Annotated in this window: 14 protein-coding genes, 6 tRNA genes and 1 other RNA gene; 11 read left to right on the forward strand and 10 right to left on the reverse strand. The window is 54.4% G+C overall.

Going from position 1 to position 17,315, the window contains the following annotated elements; genetic code table 11:
- Positions 1 to 165 precede the first annotated feature (165 nt).
- The 3 genes from zipA (at position 166) to ED901_RS24005 (ending at position 3,496) form a co-directional block, all read left to right on the forward strand.
- On the forward strand, positions 166 to 1,158 hold the full coding sequence (gene zipA / locus ED901_RS23995; RefSeq protein WP_122097465.1) for a cell division protein ZipA: 993 nt from the start codon (positions 166 to 168) through the stop codon (positions 1,156 to 1,158).
- Positions 1,159 to 1,228: 70 nt separating this feature from the next.
- Positions 1,229 to 3,250 (forward strand): NAD-dependent DNA ligase LigA, encoded by a 2,022-nt coding sequence (ligA, locus tag ED901_RS24000; protein WP_122097466.1) that lies wholly within the window; start codon positions 1,229 to 1,231, stop codon positions 3,248 to 3,250.
- Between the two features lie 3 nt (positions 3,251 to 3,253).
- Complete coding sequence (locus ED901_RS24005; protein WP_056774102.1) at positions 3,254 to 3,496, forward strand: DUF3820 family protein; 243 nt, start codon at positions 3,254 to 3,256, stop codon at positions 3,494 to 3,496.
- 50 nt (positions 3,497 to 3,546) lie between these two features.
- Here the strand turns inward: ED901_RS24005 and ED901_RS24010 are convergent, their stop codons facing one another.
- Entirely contained in the window at positions 3,547 to 4,539 is a 993-nt protein-coding gene (locus ED901_RS24010) for a bile acid:sodium symporter family protein (RefSeq protein WP_122097467.1), read from the reverse strand.
- Between the two features lie 98 nt (positions 4,540 to 4,637).
- Between ED901_RS24010 and ED901_RS24015 the strand changes: the two genes are divergently transcribed.
- Positions 4,638 to 5,564, forward strand: a complete 927-nt coding sequence (locus tag ED901_RS24015; protein WP_122097468.1) for a LysR family transcriptional regulator — start codon at positions 4,638 to 4,640, stop codon at positions 5,562 to 5,564.
- Between the two features lie 31 nt (positions 5,565 to 5,595).
- Here the strand turns inward: ED901_RS24015 and ED901_RS24020 are convergent, their stop codons facing one another.
- The gene (locus ED901_RS24020; RefSeq protein WP_122097469.1) at positions 5,596 to 5,937 is read right to left on the reverse strand and encodes a FlxA-like family protein; all 342 of its coding nucleotides are present in this window, start codon (positions 5,935 to 5,937) and stop codon (positions 5,596 to 5,598) included.
- Positions 5,938 to 6,040: 103 nt separating this feature from the next.
- The gene (locus tag ED901_RS24025) at positions 6,041 to 6,589 is read right to left on the reverse strand and encodes a nucleotidyltransferase family protein (protein WP_122097601.1); all 549 of its coding nucleotides are present in this window, start codon (positions 6,587 to 6,589) and stop codon (positions 6,041 to 6,043) included.
- A 269-nt stretch (positions 6,590 to 6,858) separates the two neighbouring features.
- Here ED901_RS24025 and eat point away from each other — a divergent pair, with 269 nt between their 5' ends.
- From eat to eutC, 3 genes are read left to right on the forward strand one after another with little or no spacing between them, the layout of a single operon-like run.
- Complete coding sequence (gene eat / locus ED901_RS24030; protein WP_056774116.1) at positions 6,859 to 8,268, forward strand: ethanolamine permease; 1,410 nt, start codon at positions 6,859 to 6,861, stop codon at positions 8,266 to 8,268.
- Positions 8,269 to 8,289: 21 nt separating this feature from the next.
- Entirely contained in the window at positions 8,290 to 9,672 is a 1,383-nt protein-coding gene (locus ED901_RS24035; protein WP_056774120.1) for an ethanolamine ammonia-lyase subunit EutB, read from the forward strand.
- Between the two features lie 9 nt (positions 9,673 to 9,681).
- Positions 9,682 to 10,494, forward strand: coding sequence for an ethanolamine ammonia-lyase subunit EutC (eutC, locus tag ED901_RS24040; protein WP_371414339.1), 813 nt, complete (start codon positions 9,682 to 9,684; stop codon positions 10,492 to 10,494).
- A gap of 102 nt (positions 10,495 to 10,596) precedes the next feature.
- Here the strand turns inward: eutC and ED901_RS24045 are convergent.
- From ED901_RS24045 to ED901_RS24065, 5 genes are all read right to left on the reverse strand, one after another.
- Positions 10,597 to 10,722, reverse strand: a non-coding RNA gene (locus ED901_RS24045) — RtT sRNA.
- A gap of 45 nt (positions 10,723 to 10,767) precedes the next feature.
- A tRNA-Lys gene (locus ED901_RS24050) sits at positions 10,768 to 10,843 on the reverse strand.
- 7 nt (positions 10,844 to 10,850) lie between these two features.
- Positions 10,851 to 10,926 (reverse strand) — tRNA-Val (locus ED901_RS24055).
- Positions 10,927 to 10,969: 43 nt separating this feature from the next.
- A tRNA-Val gene (locus tag ED901_RS24060) sits at positions 10,970 to 11,045 on the reverse strand.
- Positions 11,046 to 11,089: 44 nt separating this feature from the next.
- Positions 11,090 to 11,165: transfer RNA gene (locus ED901_RS24065), tRNA-Val, on the reverse strand.
- Positions 11,166 to 11,428: 263 nt separating this feature from the next.
- Between ED901_RS24065 and gltX the strand changes: the two genes are divergently transcribed.
- Positions 11,429 to 12,847, forward strand: coding sequence for a glutamate--tRNA ligase (gltX, locus tag ED901_RS24070; RefSeq protein ID WP_056774124.1), 1,419 nt, complete (start codon positions 11,429 to 11,431; stop codon positions 12,845 to 12,847).
- 88 nt (positions 12,848 to 12,935) lie between these two features.
- On the opposite strand, the gene ED901_RS24075 is transcribed toward gltX, so the two are convergent.
- A complete protein-coding gene (locus ED901_RS24075; protein WP_056774127.1) occupies positions 12,936 to 13,727 on the reverse strand; it encodes a formate/nitrite transporter family protein in 792 nt (263 codons plus the stop codon).
- Between the two features lie 352 nt (positions 13,728 to 14,079).
- Between ED901_RS24075 and ED901_RS24085 the strand changes: the two genes are divergently transcribed.
- Positions 14,080 to 14,155: transfer RNA gene (locus ED901_RS24085), tRNA-Ala, on the forward strand.
- 71 nt (positions 14,156 to 14,226) lie between these two features.
- Positions 14,227 to 14,302, forward strand: a tRNA-Ala gene (locus ED901_RS24090).
- A gap of 138 nt (positions 14,303 to 14,440) precedes the next feature.
- Here ED901_RS24090 and ED901_RS24095 read toward each other — a convergent pair.
- Positions 14,441 to 15,628: a NupC/NupG family nucleoside CNT transporter gene (locus ED901_RS24095; RefSeq protein ID WP_056774132.1), complete on the reverse strand. Its 1,188-nt coding sequence runs from the start codon at positions 15,626 to 15,628 to the stop codon at positions 14,441 to 14,443.
- Between the two features lie 409 nt (positions 15,629 to 16,037).
- Here ED901_RS24095 and ED901_RS24100 point away from each other — a divergent pair, with 409 nt between their 5' ends.
- Positions 16,038 to 17,267: an Nramp family divalent metal transporter gene (locus ED901_RS24100; RefSeq protein WP_056774135.1), complete on the forward strand. Its 1,230-nt coding sequence runs from the start codon at positions 16,038 to 16,040 to the stop codon at positions 17,265 to 17,267.
- Positions 17,268 to 17,315: the final 48 nt, after the last annotated feature.

Raw genomic sequence — 17,315 nt, forward strand, 5'->3', positions numbered from 1 at the left:
ACTGGCTAGCCGCGTATTGGCGGAAAAAACAGCAAAAAAAGGTGCGACTACCATGTTTATTAGCAGAAAGTAGAGTCCAGACTTGCACTTATCTACGTGGGCAAATAGAGTTAAACATGTGAATGTTTGCCGTGGTGGCAATGAATTAGAACAACAGAGATAGCAATGATGCAGGATTTGCGTCTGATATTAATCGTTGTTGGCGCGATCGCCATAATAGCGTTGTTATTGCACGGTTTGTGGACCAGCCGTAAAGAACGCTCTTCGCTGTTTCGTGATCGTCCAGCTAAACGAATGAAAAAAGAACGGGACCAGTCTCCGTCGGACGATTTTGTCGATGGAGTGGGGGAAGTGCGCGTGCGTCCTGCTTATCCTCAGGATGAACCGACTTTTGGTCAGTATGATGAGCCAGAACAGGCTGCACCGCCACGTCAGCCACAGGTTCAGCCTGTGCAGCCAGCGCCAGCCCCTGCTGCTCGTCAACCGCAACCCGCTCAGCCTCAACACACTGCTGTTCAGGAAGATCCGCTGTTAAGTGGTTATTCTGCCGCTGAGCCTGATGTCGCATCGCGCCGCGAACCTGCGGTCGATTTTGCGCCTTCAGCGCCAGTGAGAACGCAGGCACCGGTTCCTCCGCAGGAGATTCATGCGGATGCAGCCCCTGCGGCGAAAGCAGAGCCTCAGTCGTCAGCTTTTGCGCCTGCTGAGCCAGATGCACCGGCAGAAAAAGCGAAGCTGAAAGAGACGGTTCTGGTGCTGCACGTTGCTGCGCATCAGGGCGGCGTTATCGGCGGTGAAGTGTTGCTCAACAGCGTGCTTCAGTCGGGCTTCCAGTTTGGTGCCATGAATATTTTCCATCGTCACGTCAGCCCTGCGGGCAGTGGTCCGGTGTTGTTCAGTCTGGCAAATATGGTCAAACCGGGTTCATTCGACCCTGACAATATGTCCGACTTCTCCACACCAGGAATTACGTTGTTCATGATGGTGCCTTGCTTTGGCGATGCGCATCAGAACTTCAAACTGCTGTTGCAGTCTGCCCAACGCATTGCCGATGATGTCGGTGCGATGGTGCTTGACGATGAGCGTCGTATGATTACGCCGCAGAAGCTTGAAACCTATAAAGCGCGGATCCGTGAGGTCCTCGAGGCGACTGCCTGACTCAGGCGGTTGTGACATCCCCTATCTCCTGACCCCCGCTTGCGGGGGTTTTTTATCTCCACGGTGAGTCATGGCCACTATCGAAGAACAAATCCACCAATTACGCACTCAGCTGCGCCATCACGAATATCAGTATCACGTTCTTGATGCCCCTGAAGTGCCTGATGCCGAATACGATCGTCTGATGCGCGAACTGCGCGAGCTGGAAACGGCATACCCTGATCTGGTCACCGCCGATTCACCGACGCAGCGCGTCGGTGCCGCGCCGCTTTCTGAATTCGGGCAGGTTAAACATCAGGTACCGATGCTTTCTCTGGATAACGTCTTCGATGAAGAGAGCTATCTGGCATTTTATAAGCGCGTTCAGGATCGGCTGAAAACGGCTGAACCGCTGACCTTCTGCTGTGAACTGAAACTCGACGGGCTGGCGGTCAGTCTGCTGTATGAGAACGGTGAACTGGTGCAGGCGGCCACGCGCGGCGACGGCACTACGGGCGAGAACATTACCGCCAACGTGCGCACTATCCGCGCCATCCCGCTACGTCTGCACGGTGACAATATTCCTGCGCGTCTCGAAGTGCGCGGTGAAGTGTTTATGCCGCAGCCGGGTTTTGAAGCGATGAACGAAGAAGCGCGTCGCACTGGCGGCAAGGTGTTCGCCAATCCGCGTAACGCGGCGGCGGGGTCCCTGCGCCAGCTTGATCCGCGCATTACGGCCAAACGCCCTCTGACGTTTCTCTGCTACGGCATAGGCGTGCTGGACGGCGGTGAATTACCCCGCAGCCATTATGAACGCCTGCAACAGCTGAAAGCCTGGGGCCTGCCGGTCAGCGATCGCGTGCGAGTCTGCACCGGTAGCGACGAAGTGGTGGCGTTTTATCGTCAGGTGGAAGCTGACCGCCCTGCGCTGGGCTTTGATATCGATGGCGTCGTTGTCAAAATTGATTCACTGGATATTCAGGAAACGCTGGGCTTTGTGGCGCGTGCGCCGCGCTGGGCGACGGCGTTTAAATTCCCCGCGCAGGAGCAAATTACGCTGGTGAAAGACGTCGAATTCCAGGTTGGCCGGACCGGTGCGATTACGCCGGTGGCGCGCCTGGAACCGGTGCTGGTGGCGGGCGTCATGGTCAGTAATGCGACGCTGCACAATGCCGATGAAATCGAGCGTCTGGGCCTGCGCATCGGCGATACAGTTATCGTTCGCCGTGCCGGTGATGTCATCCCGCAGGTCGTTGGCGTGGTGATGGAAGAGCGCCCTGAAAATGCCCGCGAAGTGGTATTTCCGGCACACTGCCCGGTCTGTCATTCAGACGTTGAACGTGTGGAAGGCGAAGCCGTTGCCCGCTGTACCGGCGGGCTTATCTGTGGCGCACAGCGCAAAGAGGCGCTGAAACATTTCGTTTCCCGCCGCGCGCTGGACGTTGACGGTATGGGCGATAAAATTATCGATCAGCTGGTGGAAAAAGAGTACGTCAAAAATCCGGCGGATCTGTTCCGTCTGACCGCGGGCAAACTTACCGGCCTGGATCGTATGGGGCCGAAATCCGCGCAAAATGTGGTCAACGCGCTGGAGAAAGCCAAAGAAACCACGCTGGCGCGTTTCCTGTACGCGCTCGGTATCCGCGAAGTCGGTGAAGCGACGGCGTCCAATCTGGCTGCACATTATGGCTCGGTGGAGGCGCTGAAAGCGGCGGATATCGAATCCCTGAAAACCGTTCCGGATGTCGGTGACGTGGTGGCGAAACACGTGGTGAATTTCCTGTCGGAAGAGCATAACCAGCAGGTGATCGACGAGCTGCTCAGCCCGGAAATCAACATTCACTGGCCGGAAGTACAGGTGATCGTACCGGAAGAGATCGACAGTCCTTTCGCCGGTAAAACCGTGGTGCTGACCGGATCGCTTTCGATCCTCTCCCGTGACGAAGCCAAAGATCGTCTGACGGCGCTGGGCGCGAAAGTCTCCGGCAGCGTATCGAAGAAAACCGATCTGGTGATTGCCGGTGAAGCCGCGGGATCCAAGCTTGCGAAAGCGCAGGAGCTTGGGATCGCGGTTATCGATGAAGCGGAGATGATCCGCCTGCTGGGTGAATAAGCGATGGAAAAAGAAGATCTGATCCAGATTGCCAATATGGTGATGCCGTTCGGTAAATATGCCGGACGGGTGCTGATCGACTTGCCGGAAGAATATTTGCTGTGGTTCGCCCGCAAAGACGAATTTCCGCAGGGAAAACTCGGTGAGCTGATGCAACTGACGCTGACAATCAAAAGCGAAGGGCTGCAAAGTCTGATTAACCCGCTGCGCCGTAACGGGCCGGGTCTGGGTGGAACTGACGACTGAGGTCAGGAAATAAATGAACAAAGGCGCTGATTTCAGCGCCTTTGTTGTTTCTACGATGCCGTAATCTGCGCTGACTTCTGCGCCATGTCCTGCTGTTTTTTCTGATATCTCTTCGCCAGCACCGCACAGGTCATCAGTTGAACCTGATGGAAAATCATCAGAGGCAACACCATCATGCCAATCGCGCTGACCGGGAACAGTATGTTGGCCATCGGGATCCCGTTCGCCAGGCTTTTTTTCGAACCGCAGAACACAATGGTGATTTCATCCGCTTTGCTGAATCCCATCCAGCGAGCCATGTAAGTATTTATCACCAGAATGAAGGCCAGCAGCACCACACTGAACACCACGATAAACAGCAGTGAACCGATGCCGACCTGATGCCAGATCCCCTGAGTGACCGCCTCACTGAAGGCGGTATACACCACCAGCAGGATGGAGGTCTGGTCAGTTTTGCCAATCATCTTACGGTGACGTTCAACAAACCCGCCAATCAGCGGGCGCAACAAATGCCCGGCGATAAAGGGTACCAGCAGTTGCAACACGATGTGGCCGACCTGCTCAAGCCCGTTACCGGTGGTGCCCTGCACATGCATCAGCAGGCTCACCAGCAACGGTGAAACGAAAATCCCCAGCAGGCTTGATGCCGAGGCGCTGCACACCGCCGCCGCCACGTTACCGCCGGCCAGTGAGGTGAACGCGATCGCTGATTGCACGGTGGCAGGCAGAATGCACAGATAAACGAAACCGCTGTAAATCTGCGGGCTGACGTCTACCGGATGCCACCACTGAAACAGCAGACCGAGCACCGGGAACAGGATAAAGGTGCTGAACATCACCCACAGATGCAGCCGCCAGTTATTGCTGCCCTGAAATATCGCCTCACGCGACAGCTTGGCACCGTGCATAAAGAACAGCAGGCCGATGGCGATAATCGTCAGGTTATTGAAAAAGGCGACAAACATGCCGCTTGCCGGGAGAAATGTCGCCAGCAACACGGTGGCGATCAGCGTAAGGGTGAAACGGTCGGGTAAGAAACGCATTGTGGTGTCTCAGAAAGAGGTCATATTGTTCCGCTATTCTGAGCCTGTGGGTTACAATTAAAAAATTGATTTATTTAATCCATTAATGTGGAAAATTCATGAATTATTCTCTCCGGCAGCTACGCGTTTTCGTCGCCGTTTCCCGCTACGGCAGCTTCAGCCGGGCAGGGGAAGCCATCGGCCTGAGCCAGTCGGCAGTCAGCCACAGCATGAAAGAGCTGGAAGGGGAGATGGGCGTGCGGCTGCTGGATCGCACCACGCGGGAAGTGGCGCTGACCGATGCCGGGCGGCGTCTCGCAAACCGTGCCGAGCCTCTGCTCGATGAGTTGCACGCGATGCTGCTTGATACGCGAAGTTTCGGCACTCAGCACAATGGTCGCGTGCGGATTGCATCCAGCCAGACCATTTCCGCACAACTGATGCCTCAGTGCATCGCCAGCGGCGAACAGCTTTATCCCGACATTCGAATTTTACTCCGCGATCAGGCGCAGCAACTGGTGCTCAACAGCGTACGTAATGCAGAAGTGGATTTCGGTATTGTGATCGACCCCGGTGCCAGTACGGATCTCGACTGCGAACCGGTACTGAATGAGCCCTTTTTGCTGATGTGTCCTGAAGATCATCCGTTTGCCAGCCAGAGCGCCATCAAGTGGAAGGCGTTAAACGGCTGCAAGCTGGTCTTACAGGATTACGCCTCAGGCAGCCGCGTGCTGATTGATAAAGCGCTGAAGTCACAGGGCGTAAAGGCGGAAATCGTTCAGGAGATCGGCCATACCGCGACGCTGTTCCCGATGGTGGAGGCAGGCATTGGCATCAGCGTATTTCCGGCGCTGGCGCTGCCGGTGCCGCAGGGGAGCAGGCTGGCTATCCGGCCGCTCGAGCCGGAAATTAACCGCGTGCTGATGCTGGCAAAACGCAAAAACCGCTCGCTGTCTCCCGCCGCGCAGGCCATCTGGCAGGTAGTAAAAGACCAGGCTTTACTGCTGAGTGAAAAACGCAGCCAGCAGGGCATGTTCAAACCCTGACACCATGCTGGCTGTTTCTGACTAACGTCGGTTACACGTAGATATCAATGGCATTGGTGTCAGTTGGCTTATTGACGCCTTCTTCTTTTTTGATTTCAGACGCTTCTTCGGCTTTTTGCACCTGCTCGAGAGCTTTCTCGGCCTGCTGCTGTTGGATCTCCGCAATTTGCTGTTGCAGCATTTCGATTTGTTGCTGTAACAGTTCCTGCTGTTGTTTTACCTGTTCCTTATCGCCGCCTGAACTGCTCAGACTTTTGACCTGCTCGGTCAGTTTCTGAATCTGTTTCGTCAGCTGCGCAATCTGGCTGCTGCTGCCCGCATCGCTGCTGGAGGACGAACTCACCGAACTGCCGGTGGCACTGATTGTGCTCATAATAGCCTCGCTTAGTGTGGATAATTTTTTGCACGTAAGGGTGCTTAAGCGTTATCGGCGGCGCTGAGCCGGGCTTTATTGTTTTCGCAGATTTCTTACCCTGTCAGCGCGGTGCTTGCACGACAAGTTCAGGCCACCGCGTCAGCCAGCCTTTGCTGCTGATACGTTCGGCAAAGACCGCAGGGATGGCATGACGCGGATTGGGCGTGATAGTGAACGTAAAAAGGGCTTCCAGCCCGAGTGGTGCATTGAGCTCGATCTGCCCGGCAGGGTTCATCCGTGCGCCAATCGCCGTTTCCACTTCAACCCAGTAACTGATGGCCTGTGCGCTGGAAGTATAAGGCGCGTGCCCGTGCCGCTCATGCATCCGCGCCTGATTCTTCACAGACCAGGGCAGGTCGGGCGAGGACTGTAACAGGCGCTGTTCCAGGCGTTGATCTTCCAGGGACGAACAATTCTCTGGACTGAAATACACCACGTCGATGTCGTTGAGCGGTGTCGCCTGATCGTAACCGTGCAGCCGATCCCACACCAGATTGCGTACGAATCCAGCCGCCAGCCAGGCATCGTTAAGCCCCAGTTTACGCACCTCGGTCAGCGCCCGCAGGTGCAGTGGCTCTTCTGTGAGCCAGGTGATAATTCGTTGTTCCATCTCTTTCACGCGTCAGTCTCCGGAAGGGGGCGCTTTATTGTAGCCGCATTTCATGACAGCACTCCAACGCACCGTTTCGGATTTTACGGCCACACCGGCGCGCCAAAATGAAGCAAAACGGTGGGCTGAAAGGTGTCAGACCGCTTCGGCGCGGGATGGCTTAAGTGGTACAGCCTTTGCAGGATCGGATGTAGGCAGAAAGACCGGGCAGCACTGCGGCATTTTCGCTTCCAACAAAAATTGAGTTATCACCGGGCAGGGGATCACACATGCAAACCACGAAAGTCACTCCCGTTTTAAAGCGGACGCTGGGCAGTTTTAAACTCTGGGGCATCGCCGTCGGATTGGTTATTTCCGGCGAGTATTTTGGCTGGAGTTACGGCTGGGCTCAGGCAGGAACTCTGGGTTTTCTCATCACCGCACTGGTGATTGCCGCGATGTATTGCGCCTTTATCTTTAGTTTTACCGAACTCACCACCTCCATTCCTCATGCCGGCGGGCCTTTTGCCTACGCTTACCGCGCCTTCGGCCCCACCGGGGGATTTGTCGCCGGATTCGCCACGCTGGTGGAGTTCGTCTTCGCGCCGCCCGCCATCGCGATGGCGATCGGTGCCTATCTCAATGTACAGTTTCCTGCCATCGAACCCAAATGGGTGGCGGTTGGCGCCTATATCGTCTTTATGGTGCTCAACATTCTTGGCGTGAGCATTGCCGCAACCTTCGAGTTACTGGTCACGCTGCTGGCGATTTTCGAATTGCTGGTGTTTATGGGCGTGGTGGCACCTGGCTTTGAAATGTCGAACTTTATGCACGGCGGCTGGGCGGGCAGCGATACGTTCAGCCCGGCGGCGTTCTCCGGTATTTTTGCCGCGATCCCTTTCGCGATCTGGTTTTTTCTTGCCATTGAAGGGGCATCGATGGCCGCTGAGGAAGCGAAAGATCCGCAGCGAACCATTCCGAAAGCCTTTATCGGTGGGATCCTGACGCTCACCGTGCTGGCGCTTGGCGTGATGCTGTTTGCGGGTGGCGTGGGCGACTGGACGAAGCTGTCCAATATCAATGACCCGTTACCGCAGGCGATGAAACTGATTGTCGGCAGCGACAGCGGCTGGCTGCACATGCTGGTGTGGCTGGGGCTGTTTGGGCTTATCGCATCATTCCACGGCATCATTATGGGGTATTCCCGCCAGATTTTTGCGCTGGCGCGCGCGGGGTATTTACCGAAACGGCTGGCGACGGTGAACGCCCGTTTTCAGACTCCGCACCTAGGCATTATTGCCGGTGGCGTGGTGGGCATTGCGGCAATTTTCTCGGATTCTCTGATTGTGATTGGCGGCCAGCCTTTGACCGCAAATATCGTCACCATGTCAGTGTTTGGGGCGATTGTGATGTATATCATTTCAATGGCAGCCCTGTTCAAACTTCGCCGCAGCGAGCCGAACCTGATCCGTCCGTTTCGTGCGCCGCTCTATCCTTTCGCTCCGGCGCTGGCACTGGTGCTGGCGGTGGTCTGTCTGGGGGCTATGATCTATTACAACACGCTGCTGTTTTTAATCTTTGCCGCCATGATGTTGCTGGCTTACGCCTGGTTCCTGCTCACCCATCAGGCACGCCGTGACGCAGCGGAAGACCCGCAGTTACGTGGATTGCGACCGGCATCGGCCAAAATCGGCAAATAACCCGGTTCTCTAAGGAGCGTTATGTTTCAGACCACATTGAGCCACCGCAGCTACCGGTTTAAAGATTTACGCGAGCTGATGGCAAAAGCATCCCCCGCACGATCGGGGGATTATCTTGCCGAAGTGGCGGCGGCCAGCGCGGAAGAGCGCATGGCGGCGAAGATGGCACTGGCGGAGGTGCCGCTGAAAACCTTCCTGCAACAACTGCTGGTGCCCTATGAACAGGACGAAGTCACGCGGCTGATTGTTGATACTCATGATGTCGCGGCGTTTGCCGCGATTTCACACCTCACCGTTGGCGATTTTCGTGACTGGCTGCTGAGTGAAAAAACCGACAGCGCGGTGCTGGCGGCGGTCGCCTGGGGGATCACCCCGGAAATGGCGGCGGCGGTCAGTAAACTGATGCGTAATCAGGATCTGATTCTGGTCGCTAAAAAATGCCGCGTGATCACCCAGTTTCGCAATACCATCGGGCTGCCGGGACACATGAGCGTGCGCCTGCAACCGAACCATCCGACCGATAATTTACAGGGTATTGCCGCCAGTATGCTCGACGGCCTGCTGTACGGGTCCGGCGATGCGGTGATCGGCATCAATCCGGCCAGCGACAGTTTACCGCTGCTGGAAAATCTCAATTACATGCTCGACGACATCATCACGCGCTTTGAGATTCCCACGCAATCCTGCGTGCTGACACACGTCACCAACACCATCAAGCTGGTGGAACGTGGTGCGCCGGTCGATCTGGTGTTTCAGTCGATTGCGGGTACGCAAGCGGCTAACAGTGGCTTTGGTATCGATCTCGCTTTGCTGGAAGAAGCGCAGCAGGCGGCACTCAGCCTGAAACGCGGCACGCTTGGCGACAACGTGATGTATTTCGAAACCGGGCAGGGCAGCTGTTTGTCTGCCAATGCGCATTTCGGCATGGATCAGCAAACCTGTGAGGCACGGGCTTATGCCATCGCCCGGCGTTTTTCACCGCTGCTGATCAATACGGTGGTCGGCTTTATCGGGCCGGAGTATCTGTATGACGGCAAGCAAATCATTCGTGCCGGGCTGGAGGACCATTTTTGCGGAAAACTGCTGGGTGTGCCGCTGGGCTGCGATGTGTGTTACACCAACCACGCCGAAGCCGATCAGGATGATATGGACACGCTGCTGACGCTGCTGGGCACCGCCGGGCTGACATTCCTGATTGGCGTACCGGGCGCGGACGACATTATGCTCAATTATCAGAGCACCTCTTTCCACGATGCACTCTATATCCGCGAACTGCTGGGGCTGAAACATGCGCCGGAGTTTGCAGTCTGGCTGGAGAAAATGAACATCATCGATCCGCAGGGCATTTTGCAGGATGCCCGCGCGTCGCATCCGTTGCTGCGTCAGTTGCCGCAGTTAAGCTGAGGGAAGCCTGTGACAAATAATGAGAAAGCACCGGGGGAAATCCAGCTGGTGCACAACAATCCGTGGGAAACGCTGCGTCAGTTTACCGCCGCACGTATTGCACTGGGGCGCACCGGTTCAAGCTTACCCACACAAGAACTGCTGCGTTTCGGTTTAGCTCACGCCCAGGCGCGTGACGCTGTGCATCAACCCTTCGACAGTGAATCGCTGGAAACCGAACTTCAGCAACTCGGGCTGAAAACGCTCACCGTCGCCAGCGCCGCACCGGACAGAGCCACCTATCTGTGCCGCCCCGATCTGGGGCGCAAACTTTCTGAAGAAAGCCGTCAGTCGCTGCAAAGCCTCACTGTGAAGCCGTCAGATGTTGTTCTGATTGTGGCAGACGGTTTGTCTTCGAAGGCGGTGCACCGTCAGGCCGTTCCGCTTATTTGTGCATTGCTGCCTTATTTAAACACGCTGGAACTGACATTAGGACCGGTGGTGCTGGCGCATCAGTCGCGCGTGGCGCTGGGCGATGATATTGCCCAGGCGATGAATGCGAAGGCGGTGGCGATTCTGATAGGCGAACGCCCCGGCTTATCCTCGCCGGACAGTCTGGGGATTTACATGACATGGGGGCCGCACACCAAAAGGCTGGAATCAGAAAGAAATTGTATTTCGAACGTGCGTCCGGAGGGGCTGAACTATCCGCAGGCGGCTTTTAAGCTGGCGTGGCTGCTCGAACAATCATTCCAGCGAAAATTGTCGGGGGTCAATCTGAAGGATGAGAGCGATAACCCGGCGCTGCACAACAAAGTCGTGCCGATGTTTAAGCTGGAGTAGGGAAGGGGGAAAATAGAACCAGCAGCTGGTTCGCCTCCATCACGGTTTAAGTTCCGGAGTACAGAAACGAAAAAAGCGCCTAAAAGGCGCTTTTCTCTGAATTGGTGGGCCGTGCTGGATTGATTCGGCCTCCGGCCTCACCCTGCGGGCAACGCTGTCGCGTTGTCGTCTCGCTGCGCTCGGCTCGAACCAGCGGCTGGTTCGCCTCCATCACGGTTTAAGTGCCGGAGTTCAGAAACGAAAAAAGCGCCTAAAAGGCGCTTTTCTCTGAATTGGTGGGCCGTGCTGGATTCGAACCAGCGACCAATTGATTAAAAGTCAACTGCTCTACCAACTGAGCTAACGGCCCGCAGAAGTGGTGGGCGATGACGGGTTCGAACCGCCGACCCCCTCCGTGTAAAGGAGATGCTCTACCAACTGAGCTAATCGCCCACTTCTGGGTACTCCACAACGTAAGTCAGAAACTGCTGAGAAATGGTGGGCGATGACGGGTTCGAACCGCCGACCCCCTCCGTGTAAAGGAGATGCTCTACCAACTGAGCTAATCGCCCATTTCTCATTCCTGCTTACTATCACAACGCGTCCACTCTAAGAGTGGTGGGCGATGACGGGTTCGAACCGCCGACCCCCTCCGTGTAAAGGAGATGCTCTACCAACTGAGCTAATCGCCCCCGTCGTGATGGAGTCGCATTATAGGGATACTTGAAATTACGTCAACGCTTTTTAAAAACAAAAATGATCGTTCGGCTTATTTTTAGACAACATGACGTCTTTCTCGCCCGCGTAGTCGATTCTTTACGCATTCATGGTCTTAAACCGGCGACCTTACCCTGTATCAGCGTTGAGGAATCAGGGCAGAGTGGTAGAATGTCAGCCACTTTTTGTTAATTAAGAGCAGCGTTTCTTGGCGTTGCGTGATTAAGGTTGCACCCGGATGAAAATCAAAACCCGTTTTGCCCCAAGCCCGACCGGCTATCTGCACGTCGGCGGCGCCCGTACCGCACTGTATTCCTGGCTCTTTGCCCGCAACCTTGGCGGTGAGTTTGTGCTGCGCATCGAAGACACCGATCTCGAGCGTTCCACTCAGGAAGCTATCGACGCGATTATGGATGGCATGAACTGGCTGAATCTGGACTGGGATGAAGGCCCGTATTTCCAGACCAAACGTTTTGACCGCTATAACGGCGTGATCGACGAAATGCTGGAAAACGGTACTGCGTATAAATGCTATTGCTCTAAAGAGCGTCTGGAAGCGCTGCGTGAACACCAGATGGCAAATAACGAAAAGCCACGTTATGACGGCCGCTGCCGTGACAGCCATGAACATCACGCTGCTGATGAGCCGTGTGTGGTGCGTTTTCGTAACCCTCAGGAAGGTTCCGTCATCTTTGATGACCAGATCCGTGGCCCGATCGAATTCAGCAATGATGAGCTCGATGATCTGATCATTCGCCGTACCGATGGTTCTCCTACTTATAACTTCTGCGTCGTGGTCGATGACTGGGATATGGAAATCACCCACGTTATCCGTGGCGAAGACCATATCAATAACACCCCGCGTCAGATCAACATCCTGAAAGCGCTGGGCGCGCCTGTACCGGTTTATGCCCACGTTTCTATGATTCTGGGTGACGACGGTAAAAAACTGTCCAAACGCCACGGTGCGGTCGGTGTGATGCAGTATCGCGACGATGGTTATCTGCCTGAAGCGCTGCTGAACTATCTGGTGCGTCTGGGCTGGTCCCATGGTGATCAGGAAATCTTCAGCCGCGACGAAATGAAAGCGCTGTTCTCACTGGAAAACGTCAGCAAATCTGCCAGCGCGTTTAACACTGAAAAACTGCAATGGCTAAACCATCATTACATCAACGCGATGGACCCGCAGTACGTGGCGACCCATCTGCTGTGGCACGTAGAGCAGGCTGGCATCGAAACCCGTAACGGACCGCAGCTGTTTGAGATCGTGACCCTGCTGGGTGAGCGCTGCAAGACGCTGAAAGAGATGGCGGAATCTTGCCGTTACTTCTACGAAGATTTTGCAGAGTTTGATGCCGATGCAGCGAAGAAACACCTGCGTCCGGTGGCACGTCAGCCGCTGGAAGTGGTGCGTGCGAAACTGGCTGCCATCACTGACTGGACGGCTGAAAACATTCACCATGCCATTCAGGGCACGGCAGATGAGCTGGAAGTCGGAATGGGTAAAGTCGGTATGCCGCTGCGTGTCGCCGTGACCGGCGCAGGCCAGTCACCGGGTGTTGACGTGACCGTCCACGCTATCGGCCAGAGCCGTGTGCTTGCGCGTATCGACATGGCGTTAGCCTTTATTGCTGAGCGCGAAACACAAGCTCAGTAATCGCAGCCGCTCGTCATAAAAAAAGCCAGCGCGGGAAACCGGCTGGCTTTTTTCTATTTATAAATCCGACGCGTGAAAAACGCCTGAATTAACGTTGTTCGGTCGCCGGTGTCGCTACCGTCGGGCGATAAGCCAGGAAGTACATCAGACCGACAAAGCCTGCACCGCCCACGGCGTTACCGAGGAAGACGGCAACGAAGTTCGGGAAGTACTGGGACCAGCTCAGTGCACCGGCAAAGATTGCCGCAGGCACGATGAACATGTTCGCCACCACGTGCTGGAACCCGATTGCCACGAATGCCATGACCGGGAACCACATGCCGATCACTTTGCCGCCGACGTCTTTACTGGCGAATGCCAGCCAGATCGCCAGACACACCAGCCAGTTGCAGCCGATCCCTGAAATGAAGGCATGCATAAAGTCAGCATTCACTTTTGCGGTGGCAGTGGCGACGGTTTTGCTGAGGAATGCGCCTTCCGTCAGCCCTAACACGTGGCCGAAGAAGTACGCGACCGCCAGGCTACCTAACAGGTTGGCCAGCGTGACCCAGAACCAGTTACGCAATACGGCAAACAGACTGATCTGACGCGCGAACCAGGCAATAGGTAAGGTCATCATGTTACCGGTCAGCAGTTCTCCCCCTGCTAACACAGTCAGAATGATGCCTACCGGGAATACAGCGGCACCCAGTAAGTTACTGAAAGAGCCCCAGGATGCAGGTAACGTCCCTATTACATGCAGATCCAGCAGGAAGCCGGTGGCGATGAATGCGCCCGCCAGGAAACCCAAAATTAACAAATTCAACACGGAGGAATGACTTTTCGTCACGCCTGCCGAGACAGCGATGGATGCGATTTCTTTAGGTGAATACAAGGACATGAGATTGCTCGTCGTAATGGATTATGATTATTGCGCGAGCAGTCTATTCTGAGAGTTATCTCAAAACAAGACGATTTTAATAGTCTGCTAACATTTCATTAATCATTCAAACCTGCTTGTTAATAAAATGTGTTGGCCGATCATAAAGCTAGTGAAAATGCGGGCTGGAGGGGCGATCGTAAAACAACGCATCCTGCTAAAAATTTGTTTAAGGGCAGGGCGGATTTCCCTGCAAAATGGGGTATTTGGCGGCTTTTTCAGCGCTTGATTGCAGAAACCGATTTAGCCGTTGACAGGGTAGACACGGTTTCATATGATGCGCCCCGTTCACCGGTTTTTACTGGTTTGAATTGGGGGTATAGCTCAGCTGGGAGAGCGCTTGCATGGCATGCAAGAGGTCAGCGGTTCGATCCCGCTTATCTCCACCAACTTCCTTTCCAGAGTAAGTTGGCTGTTTCCCTCCAGAGGAAACAAAAAGTAAATGTGTACGACCTCGTGTGGGGGTATAGCTCAGCTGGGAGAGCGCTTGCATGGCATGCAAGAGGTCAGCGGTTCGATCCCGCTTATCTCCACCAAATATTAAAGAAACCCGCTTCGGCGGGTTTTTTGCTTTCTGCGCGTTGTCATTTTTCCTTCCTGTTTTGCAGCACCAAATTGCCGCCATAAAAAAACCCGCCGGAGCGGGTTTCTTTGTCGTTCAGTCGTTTGCTTACTTACGCCAGTACCAGACCCGCGATAGAAGCAGACAACACGCTGACCAGCGTTGAGCCGTACAGCAATTTCAGGCCGAAGCGTGAAACCACGTTGCCCTGATGTTCGTTCAGGCCCTTGATAGCCCCTGCCACGATACCAATCGAGGAGAAGTTAGCGAAGGACACCAGGAACACGGACAGGATACCGACGCTGCGTGGTGACAATTCAGCCGCCACTTTCTGCAGATCCAGCATCGCCACGAACTCGTTGGAAACCAGTTTGGTTGCCATCATGCTGCCCACCTGCAAGGCTTCGTGGCTTGGCACGCCCATCATCCATGCAAACGGATAGAAGACATAACCCAGCACGCCCTGGAAGGTGATACCGAATACCACGTCGAACAGCGCATTCAGGCAGGAAATCAGTGCGATGAAACCAATCAACATGGCTGCAACGATGATCGCCACTTTGAAGCCGGCGAGGATATATTCACCCAGCATTTCAAAGAAGCTCTGACCCTGGTGCGTGTTACCGATCTGCAGGTCTTCTTCCGAATCAACTCTGTAAGGGTTGATAAGAGACAGTACGATAAAGGTACTGAACATGTTGAGCACCAGCGCAGCCACGACGAAACGCGGTTCCAGCATGGTCATATACGCACCCACAATCGACATAGAAACAGTCGACATTGCCGTAGCGGCCATGGTGTACATACGTTTTTCAGACATTTTGCCCAGAATATCTTTATACGCGATAAAGTTTTCTGACTGACCCAAAATCAGGGAACTGATGGCGTTGAAAGATTCCAGTTTTCCCATGCCATTAATTTTCGACAGTACCGTACCGATGATACGGATGACGAAAGGCAGTACGCGGATGTGTTGCAAAATACCGATCAGTGCGGAAATAAACACGATCGGACACAAGACTTTCAAGAAGAAGAACGCTAATCCCTTATCGCTCATGCCCCCAAATACGAAGCCGGTTCCTTCCGCAGCGAATCCTAATAATTTCTCAAACATATCTGAGAAGCCTTTCACAAAACCTAAACCAATAGATGAATTCAGGAAGAAATAGGCTAAAAGGACTTCGATCACTAACAGCTGAACGATGAAACGTAAACGGATGCTTTTACGATCACGGCTCACCAGTAAAGCGAGTACTGCGACAACGGCCAACGCTAATACAAAGTGCAAAATGTTAGACATGGGTGCTCCAAATTAGAGGCAGGCTATATTTCGACGGACATTCTATGTAACGCGTACATTTAAAACGTGAAGTCGCTTGCAAATATAGAAATTGCAGACATGAATTGCAACAAATCCCATTCCACCACACAAAAAATCAAGATGTTAAGAAAAATAGGCACAATTTGCTTTCTTGTGCTAGCTTTATCATGTGCCGTAATGCGTTCTAAATCTGGTCAAACAGCCTCTGTTTTAGGAAAGCGCGCGCGCCTGGATTGAGAAAGCCGGGCGGGCGAATAACCACACAGTTATCACGTCGTCGCTTACTGCCTATCAGAATCATCGCTCAAATTTTTCTAAATGCACTTGATAATCATTATCATTTAGACGATATTTGTGTAAGCGTAATAATTGTAGGGGTTAATCCATTATGTTTAACAGCCGGACCGAATCTTCAGGCCGCGCATCCAGAAAGATGAAATTTTCGCTGATGGGACCGGCCTTTATTGCCGCCATCGGTTACATCGATCCGGGTAACTTTGCGACAAACATCCAGGCCGGGGCTTCTTACGGTTACCAGCTGCTGTGGGTCGTGGTCTGGGCTAACGTCATGGCGATGTTGATCCAGCTTCTTTCTGCCAAGCTGGGTATCGCCACTGGCAAAAACCTGGCTGAACATATCCGCGATCGTTTTCCCCGCCCGGCTGTCTGGGCGTACTGGGTGCAGGCTGAAATTATCGCCATGGCGACCGATCTGGCGGAATTCATCGGCGCGGCGATCGGTTTCAAATTACTGCTCGGCGTGTCGCTGTTGCAGGGCGCGGTGCTTACCGGTATTGCCACCTTTATTATCCTCGGTCTGCAAAAGCGTGGACAAAAACCGCTTGAGCTGGTGATTGCCGGTTTGCTGCTGTTTGTGGCTGCGGCGTATATCGTCGAACTCTTCTTCTCGCAGCCCAGCATGCTGGCGCTCGGCAAAGGGATGCTGATCCCTTCTCTGCCCACCAGTGATTCTGTTTATCTGGCTGCCGGTGTGCTTGGCGCAACCATCATGCCGCACGTCATCTATTTACACTCCTCACTGACCCAGCGGGCCGGTAAGGCATCGAAAGAACAGCGTTACTCTGCCACTAAGCTGGATGTCGGGATCGCCATGACCATCGCCGGTTTTGTGAATCTGGCGATGATGGCGACCGCCGCAGCAGCGTTCCACTTCAGCGGTCACAGCGGTATCAGCGAGCTGGATCAGGCTTATCTGACACTGCAACCGTTACTCGGCCATGCCGCTGCCACCACTTTTGGCCTGAGCCTGGTGGCTGCCGGTTTGTCTTCAACGGTAGTGGGTACCCTGGCGGGGCAGGTGGTGATGCAGGGCTTCGTGAAGTTCTACATTCCGATCTGGGTGCGTCGCGTGGTCACCATGATGCCTTCCTTTATTGTGATCCTGATGGGGCTGGATGCGACACGCATTCTGGTGATGAGCCAGGTCTTGCTGAGTTTCGGGATTGCGCTGGCGCTGTTGCCGCTGCTGGCGTTTACCGGTAACCGCCATCTGATGGGTGAGATGACCAACACCAAAACCGTGCAGTGGGCAGGGCGGGTGATCGTCCTGATTGTTGTCAGCCTGAATCTCTATCTGCTGTTCGGCATGCTGAAATAATCACTGCATCGCCGCAAAAAAAACGGGACAGCGCAAACTGTCCCGTTT

The sequence above is a fragment of the Rahnella sp. Larv3_ips genome, from assembly GCF_003697865.1.
GTDB lineage: Bacteria > Pseudomonadota > Gammaproteobacteria > Enterobacterales > Enterobacteriaceae > Rahnella > Rahnella rivi.

Excerpts from the sequence above, each read along its gene's own strand:
- zipA (WP_122097465.1), top strand. The coding sequence starts at position 166 with ATGATGCAGGATTTGCGTCTGATATTAATCGTTGTTGGCGCGATCGCC.
- ligA (WP_122097466.1), top strand. The coding sequence starts at position 1,229 with ATGGCCACTATCGAAGAACAAATCCACCAATTACGCACTCAGCTGCGC.
- ED901_RS24005 (WP_056774102.1), top strand. The coding sequence starts at position 3,254 with ATGGAAAAAGAAGATCTGATCCAGATTGCCAATATGGTGATGCCGTTC.
- ED901_RS24010 (WP_122097467.1), bottom strand. The coding sequence starts at position 4,539 with ATGCGTTTCTTACCCGACCGTTTCACCCTTACGCTGATCGCCACCGTG.
- ED901_RS24015 (WP_122097468.1), top strand. The coding sequence starts at position 4,638 with ATGAATTATTCTCTCCGGCAGCTACGCGTTTTCGTCGCCGTTTCCCGC.
- ED901_RS24020 (WP_122097469.1), bottom strand. The coding sequence starts at position 5,937 with ATGAGCACAATCAGTGCCACCGGCAGTTCGGTGAGTTCGTCCTCCAGC.
- ED901_RS24025 (WP_122097601.1), bottom strand. The coding sequence starts at position 6,589 with ATGGAACAACGAATTATCACCTGGCTCACAGAAGAGCCACTGCACCTG.
- eat (WP_056774116.1), top strand. The coding sequence starts at position 6,859 with ATGCAAACCACGAAAGTCACTCCCGTTTTAAAGCGGACGCTGGGCAGT.
- ED901_RS24035 (WP_056774120.1), top strand. The coding sequence starts at position 8,290 with ATGTTTCAGACCACATTGAGCCACCGCAGCTACCGGTTTAAAGATTTA.
- gltX (WP_056774124.1), top strand. The coding sequence starts at position 11,429 with ATGAAAATCAAAACCCGTTTTGCCCCAAGCCCGACCGGCTATCTGCAC.
- ED901_RS24075 (WP_056774127.1), bottom strand. The coding sequence starts at position 13,727 with ATGTCCTTGTATTCACCTAAAGAAATCGCATCCATCGCTGTCTCGGCA.
- ED901_RS24095 (WP_056774132.1), bottom strand. The coding sequence starts at position 15,628 with ATGTCTAACATTTTGCACTTTGTATTAGCGTTGGCCGTTGTCGCAGTA.
- ED901_RS24100 (WP_056774135.1), top strand. The coding sequence starts at position 16,038 with ATGTTTAACAGCCGGACCGAATCTTCAGGCCGCGCATCCAGAAAGATG.